The sequence below is a fragment of the Enterobacter sp. PI-10 genome (assembly GCF_027947695.1).
Taxonomy (GTDB): Bacteria; Pseudomonadota; Gammaproteobacteria; order Enterobacterales; family Enterobacteriaceae; genus Enterobacter; species Enterobacter vonholyi.
Genome location: NZ_JAJNOG010000001.1, coordinates 528,021 through 544,459, shown reverse-complemented (window position 1 = coordinate 544,459; position 16,439 = coordinate 528,021). Strand labels below are relative to the sequence as shown.

General features: G+C 52.6%; 18 protein-coding genes. 13 read left to right on the top strand and 5 right to left on the bottom strand.

Annotated elements, in window-relative coordinates; translation table 11 throughout:
* Positions 1–75 precede the first annotated feature (75 nt).
* Both LRM19_RS02700 and mntR read right to left on the bottom strand, forming a co-directional pair.
* On the bottom strand, positions 76–1,185 hold the full coding sequence (locus tag LRM19_RS02700) for an anion transporter (protein ID WP_271367242.1): 1,110 nt from the start codon (positions 1,183–1,185) through the stop codon (positions 76–78).
* Complete coding sequence (mntR, locus tag LRM19_RS02695; RefSeq protein WP_023310887.1) at positions 1,182–1,655, bottom strand: manganese-binding transcriptional regulator MntR; 474 nt, start codon at positions 1,653–1,655, stop codon at positions 1,182–1,184. Before mntR ends, LRM19_RS02700 begins: the two co-directional genes overlap by 4 nt.
* Positions 1,656–1,838: 183 nt before the next feature.
* Here mntR and mntS point away from each other — a divergent pair, with 183 nt between their 5' ends.
* On the top strand, positions 1,839–1,967 hold the full coding sequence (mntS, locus tag LRM19_RS02690) for a manganase accumulation protein MntS (RefSeq protein WP_111963843.1): 129 nt from the start codon (positions 1,839–1,841) through the stop codon (positions 1,965–1,967).
* Between the two features lie 283 nt (positions 1,968–2,250).
* Positions 2,251–3,834, top strand: coding sequence for a phosphoethanolamine transferase (locus LRM19_RS02685; RefSeq protein WP_115874560.1), 1,584 nt, complete (start codon positions 2,251–2,253; stop codon positions 3,832–3,834).
* Positions 3,835–3,929: 95 nt separating this feature from the next.
* On the opposite strand, the gene ompX is transcribed toward LRM19_RS02685, so the two are convergent.
* Positions 3,930–4,448, bottom strand: a complete 519-nt coding sequence (ompX, locus tag LRM19_RS02680) for an outer membrane protein OmpX (protein ID WP_271367241.1) — start codon at positions 4,446–4,448, stop codon at positions 3,930–3,932.
* Positions 4,449–4,802: 354 nt separating this feature from the next.
* Between ompX and rhtA the strand changes: the two genes are divergently transcribed.
* The 6 genes from rhtA to ybiO all read left to right on the top strand — a co-directional run bounded on the left by rhtA (position 4,803) and on the right by ybiO (position 11,401).
* On the top strand, positions 4,803–5,690 hold the full coding sequence (rhtA, locus tag LRM19_RS02675; RefSeq protein ID WP_023334998.1) for a threonine/homoserine exporter RhtA: 888 nt from the start codon (positions 4,803–4,805) through the stop codon (positions 5,688–5,690).
* A gap of 299 nt (positions 5,691–5,989) precedes the next feature.
* The gene (gene dps / locus LRM19_RS02670; protein ID WP_063408106.1) at positions 5,990–6,493 is read left to right on the top strand and encodes a DNA starvation/stationary phase protection protein Dps; all 504 of its coding nucleotides are present in this window, start codon (positions 5,990–5,992) and stop codon (positions 6,491–6,493) included.
* A 362-nt stretch (positions 6,494–6,855) separates the two neighbouring features.
* Positions 6,856–7,599 (top strand): glutamine ABC transporter substrate-binding protein GlnH, encoded by a 744-nt coding sequence (gene glnH, locus LRM19_RS02665; protein ID WP_133294043.1) that lies wholly within the window; start codon positions 6,856–6,858, stop codon positions 7,597–7,599.
* A gap of 84 nt (positions 7,600–7,683) precedes the next feature.
* Complete coding sequence (glnP, locus tag LRM19_RS02660; RefSeq protein ID WP_014169254.1) at positions 7,684–8,343, top strand: glutamine ABC transporter permease GlnP; 660 nt, start codon at positions 7,684–7,686, stop codon at positions 8,341–8,343.
* Positions 8,340–9,062 (top strand): glutamine ABC transporter ATP-binding protein GlnQ, encoded by a 723-nt coding sequence (glnQ, locus tag LRM19_RS02655; protein WP_028012446.1) that lies wholly within the window; start codon positions 8,340–8,342, stop codon positions 9,060–9,062. Before glnP ends, glnQ begins: the two co-directional genes overlap by 4 nt.
* Positions 9,063–9,187: 125 nt before the next feature.
* On the top strand, positions 9,188–11,401 hold the full coding sequence (gene ybiO / locus LRM19_RS02650) for a mechanosensitive channel protein (protein ID WP_115874559.1): 2,214 nt from the start codon (positions 9,188–9,190) through the stop codon (positions 11,399–11,401).
* Between the two features lie 48 nt (positions 11,402–11,449).
* Here the strand turns inward: ybiO and rlmF are convergent, their stop codons facing one another.
* Positions 11,450–12,361 carry a 23S rRNA (adenine(1618)-N(6))-methyltransferase RlmF gene (gene rlmF / locus LRM19_RS02645; protein ID WP_164850618.1) on the bottom strand — a complete coding sequence of 304 codons (912 nt, stop codon included), beginning with the start codon at positions 12,359–12,361 and terminating at the stop codon, positions 11,450–11,452.
* Positions 12,362–12,604: 243 nt separating this feature from the next.
* Here rlmF and mcbA point away from each other — a divergent pair, with 243 nt between their 5' ends.
* The 3 genes from mcbA to ybiJ all read left to right on the top strand — a co-directional run bounded on the left by mcbA (position 12,605) and on the right by ybiJ (position 13,806).
* On the top strand, positions 12,605–12,871 hold the full coding sequence (gene mcbA, locus LRM19_RS02640) for a DUF1471 family periplasmic protein McbA (RefSeq protein WP_111963837.1): 267 nt from the start codon (positions 12,605–12,607) through the stop codon (positions 12,869–12,871).
* A 122-nt stretch (positions 12,872–12,993) separates the two neighbouring features.
* Entirely contained in the window at positions 12,994–13,260 is a 267-nt protein-coding gene (locus tag LRM19_RS02635; protein ID WP_271367234.1) for a DksA/TraR family C4-type zinc finger protein, read from the top strand.
* A gap of 285 nt (positions 13,261–13,545) precedes the next feature.
* Positions 13,546–13,806 (top strand): DUF1471 family protein YbiJ, encoded by a 261-nt coding sequence (gene ybiJ, locus LRM19_RS02630; protein ID WP_271367233.1) that lies wholly within the window; start codon positions 13,546–13,548, stop codon positions 13,804–13,806.
* 116 nt (positions 13,807–13,922) lie between these two features.
* On the opposite strand, the gene ybiB is transcribed toward ybiJ, so the two are convergent.
* Positions 13,923–14,885: a DNA-binding protein YbiB gene (gene ybiB, locus LRM19_RS02625; RefSeq protein WP_271367231.1), complete on the bottom strand. Its 963-nt coding sequence runs from the start codon at positions 14,883–14,885 to the stop codon at positions 13,923–13,925.
* 266 nt (positions 14,886–15,151) lie between these two features.
* On the opposite strand from ybiB, the gene LRM19_RS02620 reads away from it, so the two are divergent.
* Together LRM19_RS02620 and LRM19_RS02615 are read left to right on the top strand one after the other, a co-directional pair.
* On the top strand, positions 15,152–15,688 hold the full coding sequence (locus LRM19_RS02620) for a fimbrial protein (protein ID WP_136195378.1): 537 nt from the start codon (positions 15,152–15,154) through the stop codon (positions 15,686–15,688).
* A gap of 68 nt (positions 15,689–15,756) precedes the next feature.
* Positions 15,757–16,431: a fimbrial biogenesis chaperone gene (locus tag LRM19_RS02615; RefSeq protein ID WP_271367228.1), complete on the top strand. Its 675-nt coding sequence runs from the start codon at positions 15,757–15,759 to the stop codon at positions 16,429–16,431.
* Positions 16,432–16,439 lie beyond the last annotated feature (8 nt).

The following is a 16,439-nucleotide window of genomic DNA, read 5'->3' as shown; positions in this document are numbered from 1 at the left end:
CGGCATCACACTATGCCGTTCACTAAAGCTAGGACGTTGCTATACGTTTGCCAGGAAAAACTGACAAATTGCGCACTATATGAGAAGGAATATTCCGAAACCGATCGCCGCGGCCCAAACCAGCATCGGAATCGACCAGATGTGGAAACGCCACCAGATACGACGATCGTTGGCCATGCGCAGGGCTATCAGGTTTGCCAGCGAGCCGGGCAGCAGCCCAAACCCGCCGATGTTCACCGCCCAGGCCAGAAGCGTGTCCGGCGGAACGTAGTTGAGCATCAGAATGGTGGAAGGCACGTTGCTGATAAACTGCGACAGGCCAATCGCCGTCAGCCACAGCCCTGCCTGCGGCAGACTGCTGACGCTGTGCAGAACGGTTTGCAGCACCGGGAGCTGAATAAGCAGATGCACGTCGATGAACATCGCCATAAAGACCAGCAGCAGCGTCCAGTCCACGCTGACCAGCACGCGTCGCGCCAGGACGACAAAGCCTGCGGCAACGAGCAGGACGCCCGCCAGCTCATACTTCAGCTCCAGCGCAAACAGAAAGACGATGTATAACCCGAGGCAGCTCCACACCAGACGCGGCTGCCACTGCGGGCCCGTTGTGCCGCTGTGGTACTGCAGTTTTTTGTCAGGAAACGCAAACCAGCATACCGCCAGCAGCGACAGCATCATCACCAGCGCCAGAGGGGCCATCTGCCAGGTAAAGGCAGCGAACGACAGCCCGGAACGTCCCCAGAGGAGGATATTTTGCGGATTGCCGATTGGCGTCAGAAGTGAGCCTGCATTGACGGCGAGCGCTTCAAAGATGATCAAACGGCTGACCGGGATCTCGCACAGCTTACGCAGCGTAAGCGTGAGGGGCACGATGATAAACAGCGCCACATCGTTGGTCAGAAACGTCGACAGCACCGCGGCAGAAAACACCATAAACAGGGACAGCCTGCGTTCGGTGGCAAAGCGGCGCACCATTTTACGGCCAAGAACGTCAAAGTAGCCGCTCAGCTCGACCCCTTTGGTGAGCATCATCAGGCCGCTCAGGGTAATGATGGTGCGCCAGTCAATCGCGGCGGGCCAGGCCTGCGGCGTAAACGGCACAAAGAGGCTTAACCCTGCGCCAATGAGTAATAAGAGATGGAAGAAACGATCGCGTGCCAGGGCCTGCAGTCCAGGGATTTTCATTCAGCGGAGGGACCATATTTAAGGGTAAATTCGCGAAACTTCACCAGCGTCTCTTCGCTGACGTGGTGTTCCATGCCTTCCGCATCCCGGCGGGCAATCTCCGGGCTGACGCCCAGCACCAGTAAAAAATTCTCGACAAGCTGATGGCGCTCGCGGCTCTCCTGCGCGAGTTTCTCCCCCTCCGGCGTCAGAAAAACACCGCGCCAGGGGATCATTTCAATTAAGCCCACGGAGGCCAGGCGTTTTAACATTTTAGCGACAGTTGGCTGTGAAACCCCCAGCCTGGCGGCCATATCGACCTGGCGCGCTTCACCAACCTCACGAATCAGATCGGAAATGAGTTCAACATAATCATCAATCAGTTCACGCCGGTGCGCTTCACGGACCTGGCGAAAACCTTCGACATGTTCTTCAACATTCACCAGTTGCGTCGTTTTCCTCATTGTCGGATGACCTGCGCGACGGTTCATTGTACTTCCTCAGTGGGGTGACGCTTCCAGCGCCCGGTTTCGAGAGCGCACATTGTAAACCATAGCTCTGCAAGCACAAAAAATTAACGAAATAGCCATAGCTATACAATATAGCCTGTGCTATATCTGTATGTAATGCAGTCACCCTTCATGGATCGAAGGGATCAAAACTCAGGAGGTCTTATGAATGAATTCAAGAGGTGCATGACCGTGTTTACCCACTCCCCCTTTAAAGTGCGCTTAATGCTGCTGAACATGCTGTGCGATATGTTTAACAACAAACCGCATCAGGACGATAAACCTTCCAACTAAGCGGCGTTGCGGTACGCCGCTTCATTTTCCCGTCACATTCTCGCTGTAAACTGGCTTTCAGCCGCCTTATTCCCGATCTTTTTTACGGATTTGCAATCCCCTTCGCAAAACATCTGCTTAGCAACTGTTGATATTCTTTAGCGCTCGCACTATCTTCTTGCAGCCCTGCACAATTTGCGGCTCGCTGAAGCGGACCCTCATTCCCTCTCCACGCACTGTCAGGCAGGTTATGACCCTTGACGCCAGGGTGAGCACATGGCGTTTTCATCCATGATAGTGACCTATGAATGTAACCCTGATAGATACCGTTGTTACCCGCAGCCGGGCCTTAAGCCCGTGGACGGGTTTTTACTTTTTGCAGTCATTACTGATTAACTTTGCGCTGGGTTATCCCTTTAGTCTGCTCTACGCGGTAGCCTTCACCTGCATTCTGCATGTGCTGTGGCGAGCCGCCCCGCGCGTGCAAAAAACAGTAATCGGGATCTGTTCGCTGGTTGCTGCACTCTATTTCCCGTTCGGTCAGGCTTACGGCTCGCCAAACTTTAATACCCTGCTGGCGCTGCACTCGACCAATATGGAAGAGTCGACGGAGATCCTGACGATCTTCCCGTGGTACAGCTATGTGGTCGGGCTTTTTATCTTCGCGTTGGGCGTTATTGCCATCCGCCGTCAGTCGGGCGAGAAAAAATCCTGGGGTAAGATCGAAATACTCTGTCTGGTGTTCAGCATTGCCGTGGCGTTTGTCGCCCCCATCCAGAATATTCCCTGGGACGGTAAGTTAAGGCTCATCAATATCGGCTATCCGGTTTTCCGCTTCGTTAAAGACGTTGTTGTAAATAATAAAGAGGTTCTCGACGAACAGGCGCGCATGGCTGAGCTTTCCAATATGAAAGACACCTGGAACGTGCTGGCCGTTAAGCCGAAATATCACACCTATGTGGTGGTGATTGGCGAAAGCGCGCGTCGCGATGCAATGGGGGCGTTTGGCGGCCACTGGGACAACACCCCGTTTGCGAGTTCGGTCAAAGGCACTCTGTTTACCGATTATGTCGCGGCCAGCGGCTCAACGCAGAAATCGCTCGGTCTGACCCTTAACCGAGTGGTAGATGGTAAACCGCAGTATCAGGATAATTTTGTCACTCTGGCAAACCGCGCAGGTTATCAGACCTGGTGGTTCTCCAATCAGGGGCAAATTGGCGAATACGATACGGCCATCGCCAGCATCGCCAAACGGGCTGACGAAGTGCAGTTCCTGAAAAACGGCGATTTTGAAGCCGACAAAAACACCAAAGACGAAGCGCTGCTGAAAATGACGGCACAGGTCTTCGCCACCCCGCGCACGCAGCCTCAGCTGATCGTCCTGCACCTGATGGGGTCGCATCCGCAGGCCTGCGATCGGACGGGCGGGAAGTACGCGGAGTTCGTGCAGTCCAAAGAGACCTCGTGCTACCTCTACACCATGACGCAAACCGACGATCTGCTGAGCAAGCTGTACGATCAGCTACGCAATACGGGCGACAGCTTCTCTATGGTCTATTTCTCGGATCACGGGCTGGCGTTTAAAGAGCGTGGTAAAGAGGTGCAGTATCTGGCGCACGATGACAAGTTCCAGCAGAACTTCCAGGTGCCGTTTATGGTGCTGTCGAGTGATGATAAAACGCATCGCGTCATTAAAGCGCGCCGTTCGGCAAATGATTTCCTGCAGTTCTTCTCGCAGTGGACGGGGATTACAGCCGAACAGATAAAAACGGCTTACCCGTTTGTCTCTAACAAGAAAGCTCCCCCAGTGTACGTTACCAACTTCAAGTTACAGAAAGTTGACTACAACCATCTGGGTACGGATATTTTTGATATTAAGAGTAAGTAGCGGTTCGATGCTCTCACCCTGGCCCACGGGGAGAGGAAAAAAGCCAAAAAAAATCCGCCACAGTGGGCGGATTTTTTATTTAATCACCGAAGTGATTAGAAGCGGTAACCTACGCCCGCGATCCAGGTGCCAACGTCAACGTTGCGGATACGGCTCTGCTCATAGGAGAAGTCCAGAGCAACGTTCTGGATTGGGTTGAACTGCAGGCCTGCGCCATAGGAGAAACCGTAGTCGCTGTTGCTTGCAGTGCGGCTTTCGCTCTGGTTTTCAGTCTGCTGGAATTTACCGTAGCCAACACCTACAACACCGTAGATGCTCGCCCAGTCATTCAGACGGTAAGCTGGACCAGCGGTGATACCGTAGTACTGGCCTTTGTTGTATGCGCCGTTTTCAGAACGATCTTTCTCGGTGTAGGTGAAAGAACCGATCACGCCCAGTGGGTTGTTATCCTGCTCGTAGCGATACTTCAGGTTGAAGCCGTTAGCTTTGTTCATCACGCCCTGATAGTCGCTCTGAGCGTAACCACCAGTAACAGTAGAAGTAGCAGCTACAGCGGTACCTGCGGAAACAGCCAGTACAGCGGCCAGTGCTGAAAGACATGCAATTTTTTTCATAACCACCTCAAATGTGCTTCAAGTAAGTCCGTAAGTTTTAAATATATCAAAAAAATTTGCGAAACTCTTTGTGATTCGTGATGTCTAATGAAACCTTTCCTGTAACAGAACGTTTCCAGCCTAAGCTATCTCTTTCAAATCACATGCAATTTTCACTACTAAATGCGCATAGTGCGCGTCTGCGCCGTTACATTCATCCAGATTATTCCTAATCTGACAGGCGATAAATCCACCAGCGCTTAACCATTTTACGGATTTCACGTGGTTTTTTTTCAACAGCGCCTCAACCGTTGCCGCATATTTCCTTTACACTGCAACTTTTACCTCATTTGACATAAGCTGACAGGAGAAAGGATGCCTGGGTTATCCCGCACATCGTCGGTCTGGTTGCCGGTCGCAGTGATACTCATTGCCATGTTGTCCATTCAAAGCGGTGCTTCGCTTGCAAAATCACTTTTTCCGCTGGTCGGTGCGCCCGGGGTAACAGCCCTGCGTATCGTGCTGGGCACGGCGATACTGGTGGTCATTTTCAAACCCTGGCGTCTGCGCTTCAAAAAGGAGCAGCGTTTACCCCTGCTGTTTTATGGACTCTCCCTGGGGGCGATGAACTATCTGTTCTACCTCTCTATACAGACGATACCGCTGGGGATCGCCGTCGCGCTGGAGTTTACCGGTCCGCTGGCGGTGGCGCTTTTCTCCTCGCGACGTCCGGTCGATTTTATCTGGGTCGTGCTAGCCGTTCTGGGCTTATGGTTCCTGCTTCCCCTGGGCCAGAGTGTCGCTGAGATTGATCTGACGGGCGCCGCGCTGGCGCTGGGTGCAGGCGCCTGCTGGGCTGTCTATATTCTCACGGGACAGCGTGCAGGCGAAGAGCACGGTCCGGCAACGGTGGCGTTGGGTTCTCTGATTGCGGCCATCGTATTTGTGCCCATCGGCATGGCGCAGGCAACAGAATCTATCTGGCAATGGTCCGTCATGCCCATCGGGCTGGCAGTCGCGATTCTCTCTACCGCACTCCCCTATTCTCTGGAGATGATTGCCCTTACGCGTCTGCCGACACGCATATTTGGCACCCTGATGAGCATGGAGCCTGCCCTTGCCGCCATTTCCGGCATGGTGTTTCTCGGCGAAACCCTCACGTTGACCCAGACGCTGGCGCTCTGCTCGATTATCGCGGCTTCAATGGGCTCTACGCTCACTATGCGCCCGGAACCTAAAGTTGAAAAGGTGGATATCAGCTAAGGCCATATATTCTGCATGGCTTCCACGCCATGCAGAATAAAGGCCAGAAAGGCAGACGTTATAATTTCTTACACACTTTGCGCTATTTTCGAAATATCCCTCTACGTTTGTGTCCCCATCCAGCAATTAAGATTGATCTGTATAAATTTAAAAATTAGTCACTAATTTCAATAAATTAAATTCTCAACCCACTTCTCGCTATTAAACCGATAGGCACAGCCAAACCGCAGAGAAAAAATCCGGTGCTATACTTAGTTCCGTAATTACCTGGGACATAAACATCAAGAGGATATGAGATTATGAGTACCGCTAAACTGGTGAAAACGAAAGCGTCTAATCTGCTTTATACCCGTAACGATGTACCGGACAGCGACAAAAAAGCGACCATTGAGTTGCTGAATCGCCAGGTGATCCAGTTCATCGATCTTTCGCTGATCACCAAACAGGCCCACTGGAATATGCGCGGTGCAAACTTTATTGCCGTTCATGAAATGCTGGATGGCTTCCGCACAGCACTGGTTACCCACCTCGATACGATGGCTGAGCGTGCCGTTCAGCTAGGCGGCGTGGCGCTGGGAACCACACAGGTGATCAACAGCAAAACGCCTCTGAAGAGTTATCCGCTCGATATCCATACCGTTCAGGATCACCTGAAAGAGCTGGCGGACCGCTACGCGATTGTGGCAAACGATGTGCGCAAAGCGATTGGCGAAGCCAAAGATGAAGATACTGCAGATATCTTTACCGCCGCGTCCCGCGACCTGGATCAATTCCTGTGGTTCATCGAATCTAACATCGAATAATTCATACGAAATTTCTATCCAACCCTCGCCTTCCGGTGAGGGTTTTGCACATCTATGGTGCACGTTTTTTGCCTGAGACAGTGCAAAAGTGAAAAAATTGTAATAATCACCTCACACAACCGTTAACGGAAGATTGTTTTTTCGTCAGAATTTACGCTAAATATCTCCCCGTCAGTTGAGCCAAACGAAGCGCACCAAAACAGTGCTCCAGTTTGGTGCAATAAAACCTCATTGCCCCATTAATTGTGCAATGCATGACATCATCCCCTTTGTAAAACAATAGCTTGTAAAGTTGGCACGATTTTTTCATTGTGCCAGCTGTTCTCGCAGGGGATCGCCCCGTGGATATAAAAGGAAATGCTATGAAGTCTGTATTAAAAGTTTCACTGGCTGCACTTACCCTGGCTTTTGCAGTGTCCTCTCAGGCTGCCGACAAACTGGTTGTGGCGACCGACACGGCGTTCGTTCCGTTTGAATTCAAACAGGGTGATAAATACGTTGGTTTTGATGTGGATCTGTGGGCCGCTATCGCAAAAGAACTCAAACTGGATTACACCCTGAAGCCTATGGACTTCAGCGGCATTATCCCGGCACTGCAAACCAAGAACGTTGATCTGGCGCTGGCAGGTATCACCATTACCGATGAACGTAAAAAAGCGATCGACTTCTCTGACGGCTACTACAAAAGCGGCCTGCTGGTCATGGTCAAAGCCGATAATAACGACGTAAAAAGCGTGAAAGATCTCGACGGCAAAGTGGTTGCGGTGAAGAGCGGCACCGGTTCTGTTGATTACGCGAAAGCAAATATCAAAACCAAAGACCTGCGCCAGTTCCCGAACATCGACAACGCGTACATGGAACTCGGCACCAACCGTGCTGACGCTGTTCTGCACGACACGCCTAACATCCTGTATTTCATCAAAACAGCCGGTAACGGTAAGTTCAAAGCCGTTGGCGAGTCTCTGGAAGCACAGCAGTACGGTATCGCGTTCCCGAAAGGCAGCGATGACCTGCGCTCGAAAGTTAACGGCGCGTTGAAAACGCTGAAAGAGAACGGCACCTATAACGAAATCTACAAAAAATGGTTCGGTACCGAGCCTAAATAATAAGACGTAAAAATGACGTTCACTCGGGGGCGACCTTTCGCCCCTGCTATTTTTGAAACACGGTAACAGTAACAGGAAATTATCATGCAGTTTGACTGGAGCGCCATCTGGCCTGCCATTCCTATCTTGCTTGAAGGCGCTAAAATGACCCTCTGGATTTCGGTCCTGGGTCTGGTTGGTGGGTTGATTATCGGTCTTGTCGCCGGTTTCGCTCGCACCTACGGCGGCTGGATCGCAAACCACATCGCACTGGTTTTTATCGAAGTGATCCGCGGCACACCTATTGTTGTGCAGGTCATGTTCATCTACTTCGCCCTGCCAATGGCATTCACCGACCTGCGCATCGACCCGTTCAGCGCAGCCGTTGTCACCATTATGATCAACTCAGGTGCCTATATTGCGGAAATCACCCGCGGTGCGGTGCTGTCGATTCATAAAGGTTTCAGTGAAGCCGGTCTGGCGTTAGGTCTTTCTCGTCGCGAAACGATCCGCCACGTTATTCTGCCGCTGGCGCTGCGTCGCATGCTGCCACCGCTCGGCAACCAGTGGATCATCAGCATTAAAGATACGTCGCTGTTCATTGTTATCGGCGTGGCCGAGCTGACCCGTCAGGGTCAGGAGATCATTGCTGGCAACTTCCGCGCGCTGGAAATCTGGAGTGCGGTAGCCGTTGTCTACCTGATCATTACTCTGGTTCTGAGCTTCGTTCTGCGTCGTCTTGAAAGAAGGATGAAAATCCTGTGATTGAATTTAAAAACGTTTCCAAGCACTTTGGCCCAACCCAGGTGCTGCACAATATCGATCTGAACATTAAACAGGGTGAAGTGGTGGTGATTATTGGGCCATCCGGCTCCGGTAAATCCACCCTGCTGCGCTGCATCAACAAGCTGGAAGAGATCACCAGCGGCGATCTGATCGTCGACGGCCTGAAAGTGAACGACCCGAAAGTCGACGAGCGCTTGATTCGTCAGGAAGCGGGCATGGTGTTCCAGCAGTTCTACCTGTTCCCGCACCTGACGGCGCTGGAGAACGTGATGTTTGGCCCACTGCGCGTGCGCGGTGCCAACAAAGCGGCGGCGGAAGCGCTGGCAAAAGATCTGCTGGCGAAAGTCGGCCTGGCTGAACGCGCGCACCACTACCCTTCCGAGCTGTCCGGTGGTCAACAGCAGCGCGTGGCGATTGCCCGCGCCCTGGCGGTCAAACCGAAAATGATGCTGTTTGATGAGCCTACGTCCGCACTCGACCCGGAGCTGCGCCACGAGGTGCTGAAAGTCATGCAGGATCTGGCGGAAGAAGGGATGACGATGGTTATCGTGACCCACGAAATCGGCTTCGCTGAGAAAGTGGCGTCCCGCCTGATCTTTATTGATAAAGGCCGTATCGCGGAAGACGGTAACCCGCAGGAATTGATTGCGAACCCGCCGAGTCAGCGTTTGCAGGAGTTCCTGCAGCACGTATCCTGATCTCTCGCTTTACACGTAAGCCGGGCATGCCCGGCTTTTTTACGCCAGATTGTTCCCAAAAATCCCCCTCCGCGTCCCGACTTCTATACTTATCATTTTGTTCGACATTTTCACCGGAGGACGCCGTGCCGTGGATCCTGTTGCTGTTGATTAGCCTGTTTAGTGCGCCATCGTTCGCCGTCGCGATCCCCGGCGTGACCACCGGAACAACCGCCAGCCAGCAAAATACTCCCCCGCCGGAACCGGATGTCGAACAGAAAAAAGCCGCCTACAGCGCCCTTGCCGACGTCCTTGAGAACGACACTTCCCGGCAGGAACTCATCAGCCAGCTGAGGAAAGTGGCCGCCACGCCACCGCAGGAGCCGGTGCCTGCTATCACCCCACCCCAGGTGGAGGAGCAAAAAACGGTGCTGGAAAATGTCACCGACGTAAGCCGCCACTATGGGGAAGCCCTCTCCTCGCGCTTTGCTCAGCTCTACCGCAACCTGATTGGATCGCCGCATAAGCCGTTTAACCCACACACGTTTACCGCCGCGGCCACGCAGTTCCTGATGCTGGCCGGTGCGGTATTTCTTTTTTACTGGCTGGTGCGCCTGTGCGCGTGGCCGCTGTACCGCAAAATGGGACAATGGGGACGAAGGAAGAATCAGCATAAAAGCAGCTGGCTGCACCTGCCGTTGATGATAGCCTCAGCGTTTATCATCGATTTACTGCTGCTGGCCTTGACGCTGTTTTTAGGCCAGATGCTCGCCGACAGGCTGAACGCGGGCAATAAAACCATCGCCTTTCAGCAGTCGCTTTTCCTGAATGCCTTTGCCCTGATCGAGTTCTTCAAGGCGCTGCTGCGGTTACTCTTTTGTCCGCACGTACCGGAGCTACGTCCCTTCTCAATTCGCGATGCGAGCGCCAGGTACTGGGCGCTGCGTCTGAGCGTGCTCAGCGGGCTGATTGGCTACGGTCTGCTGGTTGCCGTGCCGATCATCTCCAACCAGGTAAACGTCCAGTTTGGCGCGCTGGCAAACGTCATTATCATGATCTGCATTACCGTCTGGTCGCTGTATCTTATCTTCCACAATAAAAAAACCATTACCCAAAGCCTGCTGAATCTGGCCGATCGCTCCCTTTCGTTCTTTAGCCTCTTTATCCGCGCTTTCGCCCTGGTGTGGCACTGGCTGGCAAGCGCCTACTTCATCGTATTGTGCTTCTTCTCGCTGTTCGACCCAGGCAATAGCCTGAAATTTATGATGGGGGCGACGTTCAAAAGCCTGGCCATTATCGGGATCGCGGCGTTTGTGTCGGGGCTGCTGTCGCGCTGGATTTCGAAAACCATCACCCTGTCGCCGCAGGTACAGCGTAATTACCCGGAACTGCAAAAACGGGTAAACGGCTGGATGTCGGTATCGCTGAAGGTGGCGCGCATCCTCACCGTCTGCGTGGCGATCATGCTGCTCCTGAATGCCTGGAGCCTGTTTGATTTTTGGAACTGGCTGCACAACGGTGCGGGTGAGAAAACGGTCGACATCCTGATTCGCATCGCGTTGATTTTGTTCTTCTCTGCCGTCGGCTGGACGCTGCTGGCGAGCCTTATCGAGAACCGTCTGGTATCGGATATTCACGGCAGGCCTCTGCCCAGCGCGCGGGCAAGAACGCTGTTAACGTTGTTCCGTAACGCGCTGGCGGTCATTATCAGTACCATCACCATCATGATCGTGCTGTCGGAAATCGGGGTGAATATCGCCCCGCTGCTGGCCGGTGCCGGTGCCCTGGGCCTGGCGATCTCCTTCGGGTCGCAAACGCTGGTGAAGGATATTATTACCGGCATCTTTATCCAGTTTGAGAACGGGATGAACACGGGCGATCTGGTAACCATCGGGCCGTTAACCGGCACCGTTGAGAGGATGTCCATCCGTTCAGTTGGCGTGCGCCAGGACACCGGGGCGTACCACATCATTCCCTGGTCCTCGATAACCACCTTCGCCAACTTTGTGCGCGGCATTGGTTCCGTGGTGGCGAACTACGATGTGGATCGTCATGAGGATGCCGATAAAGCGAAGCAGGCGCTGCGCGATGCGGTAGAAGAGCTGATGCAGATGGAGGATATTCGCGGACTGGTGATTGGCGAGCCGTCATTTGCCGGCATTGTCGGGCTGACGAATACGGCGTTTACCCTGCGCGTGTCGTTCACCACCCAGCCGCTGAAGCAGTGGACGGTGCGCTTTGCCCTCGACAGCATGGTGAAAAAACACTTCGATCTGGCGAACGTGCGGATGCCCGTGCAGACGTATCAGGTACTGCCGCCGCCCGCATCGCCGCTCCCTCCGCAGGAGCCGACCCTGTAGCCTGGTTGCCGGGTGGCGGCTTCGCCTTACCCGGCCTACGACGGAGTGCTATTTGCGACGTTTGTTATTGTCCATAAACGACCAGGCGATAAAGCGGCTTTGCTTCTGGCCCTGCGCCATCTCTTTTTTCACCACTTTTACGGCGCCCGCCTCGGTCAGGGCGCGGTAAAGTGGCGGCAGGTTATCTCCGCGGGATACCAGCGTCGTGAACCACTTCACCTGACGCCCAAACTGTTTGCTTTCCGCAATCATGCGCAGGATAAACGCCACTTCGCCCCCTTCACACCAGAGCTCCTGCTGCTGACCACCGAAATTCAGCGCGGCATCCTCAGCCTGACCCAGGTTGCGGCGCTTGCGCTCGCTGCCCGCACGGGCCGATGCCGCCGAATCATGGAAAGGTGGATTGCACATCGTGGCGTCATAGCTTTCGTTTTTGTGAATAATGCCGTTGAAGATCGAAGCCGTATCTTTCTGTCGACGCAGGCGAATGGCGCGGCTTAATCCCGGGTTAGCGTTGATAATCGCCTGGGCGCTGGCAAAGGCCTCGTCACCGATTTCACTTCCGGTAAAGCGCCACTGGTATTCATGCGCGCCAATCAGCGGGTAAATCAGGTTTGCCCCGGTGCCAATATCCAGAATGGTGGCCTGCTGTGGAACAACACCCTCATTACCTTCGGCAAGAAGGTCAGCAAGGTGGTGAATGTAATCAGCCCGGCCCGGTACGGGTGGACAGAGAAAGCCTTCCGGAATATCCCATTGAGCCACACCGTAAAAATGCGCCAGCAGGGCTTTGTTCAGCATTTTCACCGCCTGCGGGTCAGCAAAGTTGACCGAGGGCTCACCCGCTGGGGTCTGAACAAGGTAGTCCTGCAGCGGCGGGCAGCTCAGGCATAACGCGTTCATGTCGTAGCGGCTGCGGTGGCGATTTCGCGGGTGTAATCCCGGCTTTTGGGCAGTCATGGCATTCTCCTTTAAACAGCGGCGTAAGATACCCTGTGCTGGCTCAACGGTAAATCTTTCTCTGCGGCGCTTAGAAACTCGCCATAAATCAAGCACCTTTATGTCTATGATCCGTCAGCGAATTGTCAACTTATATCGTTCAAAAAATAAGCAGATCATCATCAAATATTTGCGCTAAGTCACACTCGTCAGGCTTCTAAACTTAAGGGGAATCACCTGTTGTTTCCTCATGAGGATGTGATTATGAAAAAGTACCTGACCCTTGCTGTTATCGCAGCCGCCCTGACGACCGCGTCATTTTCTGCCATGGCCGTTCAGTCGCTGACCCAGAGTACCGACACCAGCCAGCTTCGTCCTGCGGGCACCGTTTCGGTTAGCCGCGCCAGTAACCTTGACGATCTACAGGCTAAACTTGCTGAAAAAGCCCGCCAGGAGGGTGCAAAAGGATTCGTGGTGAACTCCGCTGGCGGAGACAACCATATGTACGGCACCGCGACCATCTATAAATAATCTTTCTCTTCCATAAGACTGCATCTGCCTAACGGGTGCAGTTCTCTTCTCCCTTCGCCTTGATTGTTCATTTTTCAACCCCATAGTGAACGTATACCTTAAACCGATTTCAGGAGGGCGCTATGGCTTCCGGCTGGGCAAATGACGACGCTGTTAACGAACAGATCAACAGTACTATTGAAGATGCGGTTGCGCGTGCCCGCGGTGAAATTCCGCGCGGCGAAAGCCTAACTGAATGTGAAGAATGCGGAGACCCCATTCCGGAAGCGCGCCGAAAAGCCATTCCCGGAGTAAGGCTTTGCATTACCTGCCAGCAGCATAAAGATTCGAAAAACTCATCGCACTCGGAATATAATCGCAGAGGTTCAAAAGACAGCCAGCTACGTTGACTTTCCTTTACCTAAGTTAACCGCGCCGGCCCTTAGCTTTACGCTCACGATTTTTAGCGAACCGCGTAGCAAAATGTGCCCTTTATTTCGCGTCTGTAAAGCGTATCCACAAGAAGTGTAAAGCGGTGCTTTGAATTTATTAATATTCAATAAGTTATTTGTCATTCAATTTTTTTGAGCAACCACGTCAATTCTCTTCGATTTTATCTCTCGAGAAAAACCGTGATACTTATCACATCGACGGAACATCGTCCCCTTAACAGAAACACCTGCGAGAGATTAATTATGAAAACCATCAAATATGCTGTAGTTGCTGTTGCCCTGTCCGCTCTGTCTTTCGGCGCTTTTGCTGTCGAGCCTGTCTCTTCTGCTCAGGCACAGAACATGAATAAAGTCGGTGTGGTCAGTGCTGATGGCGCCACCACGCTGGACGGCCTGGAAGCCAAACTGGCTGAAAAAGCCGCTGCTGCTGGTGCAAGTGGATACACCATTACTTCCGCTAACGGTAATAACAAGCTGAGCGGTACCGCGGTTATCTACAAGTAATCGACTGAATGAATGCTGTCCCCTCGCCATACCCTCTGGTGAGCTGCTCCACCCTCATTGACCCTGTTGTTGTTACCCTTGCTTGCCCGTCCGCCACTGGACGGGCTTTTTTTTGTCTAAAACGCCTGCGCCACACGTTCAAGCCCGGCCTGGACAGATTCCACTTCGCCGGTTGCCAGCAAACAGCAGGCCATTTGCAGCTTAATCGAATGCGGAACAGGAACATTTCCGGCAAGGCACTGCTCAATCCAGTGGGCTGTAGTATGGGGATCTTTTGCCTCAGGCAATATCACACCGGTATTCTCTTCCCCACGCTCAAGAATGGCGCGCGTACCTGAAGAATCAATCAGCATGATCTGCGGGCAGCGATGCGGGTTCGCATAAACCTCGCCTTCCGTGCCGTGCATCAACAGCGCCCTTGCGCCAATTGCCTCAAAGAATTGCCCCACGCGTGCCACGTATTCCGGGTGCGAGACGCTGGAGAGACGCAGGGCGGCATCTTCGCCAAACGGCGTGGCCAGTTTTGCCAGCGTATGCGCGCTGTTGCGCACGCCCATGCGCCAGCGCATATCAAGCTGCTTCTCCAGCGGCGGGCAGAGCGTGCCGACCGGGATATAAACAGGCTGGTGGCCATCCAGCTTAGCCTGCGCCTGACCGGCATGACGCGTTGGTTCAATCCCCAACATCCCGAAAATGGTCTCCGTCAGCACGCGGGTGGGATCTTCGCTTACGCCGTGCACCACCACCGGGAATCCCAGCTTGTGTAATAAGATAGCGAGCAGCGGAGTTAAATTTGCCTGCTTGCGCGCACCGTTGTAGCTCGGGATCACGATCGGCATAGGTTTTGCCACCGGCGGCGTTAAGCGCAGCGTTTGTGCCTGCATGGCTTCATAGAAGCCATGCATCTCCGCTTCACCTTCGCCTTTAATACGCAGCGCAATAAGGATACCGCCCAACTCAAGCTCCGGAACCTCGCCGTTAAGCATACGGGTGTAAAGCGCGCGAGCAGTTTCATGGTCCAGGTCGCGGGCATGATGCTTGCCACGCCCTACCTCTTTGATAATTTTACGATAATCCACGACATTTCTCCTTACAGCAGGTTATCAACAATATAGCCCTGATAATGACTCCGCCGTTAGTTTTTTTGGCCGCCCTGCTGATTTTTATAATTAATTGTTTTGTTGAGAAAAATTATTTTGCAAGAATTAATTGAATTATTTGGAAGCCGCGCAGGACCTTTCCCGACCCGAGTTTTCTGATTAAATAACCAGCGGTGAGTAGTTGAGACATAACTTCGAATAATGCGGGATGCAGATGTCGAAAGGAGAAACATACAGGTTTAAATATGAAAAAAGTCACTTTAGGTTTATTCATTGCTGCCGCTCTGGGATGTTCTGCATCTTCGTTCGCAGCATCCACCGGTGAAGGGCAAATTAACTTCACCGGTGAAATTATCGATTCCGCCTGTCAGGTCGTTAACGGCTTAAGCAGTCCGCTGAATGTTACTCTGGGCAAAGTATCCAAAACAACATTTACAGGTGTAGGCTCTACCAGTACCTTAACGAAATTTGATATTCAGTTAAAAGACTGCCCGGAAACGGTCACGTCTGCAGCCATTAATTTCGGTGGTACGCCAGATGCGGACAATAACACCACGCTGTCCTTGACCCCGGGTGCGACGACTGCAGCTGGCGTGGCGATTCAGCTGGTTGATTCTTCCGAACAGCCTGTCAGTTTATATACGCCTTCCAAGCAGTACCCTTTAGCTGCTGGAACGACGGTAAATAATCTGGAGTTTGGCGCACGTTATATTCAGACTCAGGCATCGATCACTGCCGGCCAGGCTAACTCAGCCTCTACTTTTACAGTGATTTATAACTGATACGATCAATGAGGAGATATTCGCCTTCACGCGAAGGCTAATATTTCCTCTTTCATTGAGACAGATTTATGCGACACAGTTATTTATTAAGCGCACTTTTACTGACCGCAGTAACAGCCCATGCAGGTGTGATTATTAATGGCACCCGACTGGTTTATCAGGGAGGGAAAAAAGAGTCTTCGATTGGGATTTCCAATCCGGATGAGATTAACTATCTGGTACAGTCCTGGGTGGATACCGGTTTGAAAAAAGGCGGTAAAGCGCCATTTCTGATTACTCCACCGCTGTTCCGTCTGAACGCTAAAGAAGATAACGTGTTGCGTGTGGTGCGTACCGGCGGAAATATGCCAGAAGACCGCGAGTCGTTGTACTGGTTAAATATTAAAGCTATTCCTTCTTCAAGCCATGAAGAGGGTGTTAACACATTACAAATAGCCATTAATACTCGTCTTAAATTGCTGTATCGCCCTGCATCGATTAAAGGTAAACCCGAAGCAGTTGCAGACAAACTGGAATGGCACCGCGAAGGCAATGATCTGGTGGTAAACAATCCCACGCCTTTCTATATGAATTTCCAGAGCGTTACGCTGAACGGCCAAAAAGTGGCAAAAGCGACCTGGGCTGTACCAAATACCTCTACCCGCTTTGCTCTTCCGGAAAATATGAGCGGTAACACCGTAAGCTGGTCGGTCATTACCGATTACGGAAGCATCAGTAAAACCTGGTCTGCATCCGTTCGTTAATACTCTGT

Bases quoted from the DNA above. Each gene is read 5' to 3' on its own strand.
- LRM19_RS02700 (WP_271367242.1), bottom strand. From the start codon at position 1,185: ATGAAAATCCCTGGACTGCAGGCCCTGGCACGCGATCGTTTCTTCCAT.
- mntR (WP_023310887.1), bottom strand. From the start codon at position 1,655: ATGAACCGTCGCGCAGGTCATCCGACAATGAGGAAAACGACGCAACTG.
- mntS (WP_111963843.1), top strand. From the start codon at position 1,839: ATGAATGAATTCAAGAGGTGCATGACCGTGTTTACCCACTCCCCCTTT.
- LRM19_RS02685 (WP_115874560.1), top strand. From the start codon at position 2,251: ATGAATGTAACCCTGATAGATACCGTTGTTACCCGCAGCCGGGCCTTA.
- ompX (WP_271367241.1), bottom strand. From the start codon at position 4,448: ATGAAAAAAATTGCATGTCTTTCAGCACTGGCCGCTGTACTGGCTGTT.
- rhtA (WP_023334998.1), top strand. From the start codon at position 4,803: ATGCCTGGGTTATCCCGCACATCGTCGGTCTGGTTGCCGGTCGCAGTG.
- dps (WP_063408106.1), top strand. From the start codon at position 5,990: ATGAGTACCGCTAAACTGGTGAAAACGAAAGCGTCTAATCTGCTTTAT.
- glnH (WP_133294043.1), top strand. From the start codon at position 6,856: ATGAAGTCTGTATTAAAAGTTTCACTGGCTGCACTTACCCTGGCTTTT.
- glnP (WP_014169254.1), top strand. From the start codon at position 7,684: ATGCAGTTTGACTGGAGCGCCATCTGGCCTGCCATTCCTATCTTGCTT.
- rlmF (WP_164850618.1), bottom strand. From the start codon at position 12,361: ATGACTGCCCAAAAGCCGGGATTACACCCGCGAAATCGCCACCGCAGC.
- mcbA (WP_111963837.1), top strand. From the start codon at position 12,605: ATGAAAAAGTACCTGACCCTTGCTGTTATCGCAGCCGCCCTGACGACC.
- LRM19_RS02635 (WP_271367234.1), top strand. From the start codon at position 12,994: ATGGCTTCCGGCTGGGCAAATGACGACGCTGTTAACGAACAGATCAAC.
- ybiJ (WP_271367233.1), top strand. From the start codon at position 13,546: ATGAAAACCATCAAATATGCTGTAGTTGCTGTTGCCCTGTCCGCTCTG.
- LRM19_RS02620 (WP_136195378.1), top strand. From the start codon at position 15,152: ATGAAAAAAGTCACTTTAGGTTTATTCATTGCTGCCGCTCTGGGATGT.
- LRM19_RS02615 (WP_271367228.1), top strand. From the start codon at position 15,757: ATGCGACACAGTTATTTATTAAGCGCACTTTTACTGACCGCAGTAACA.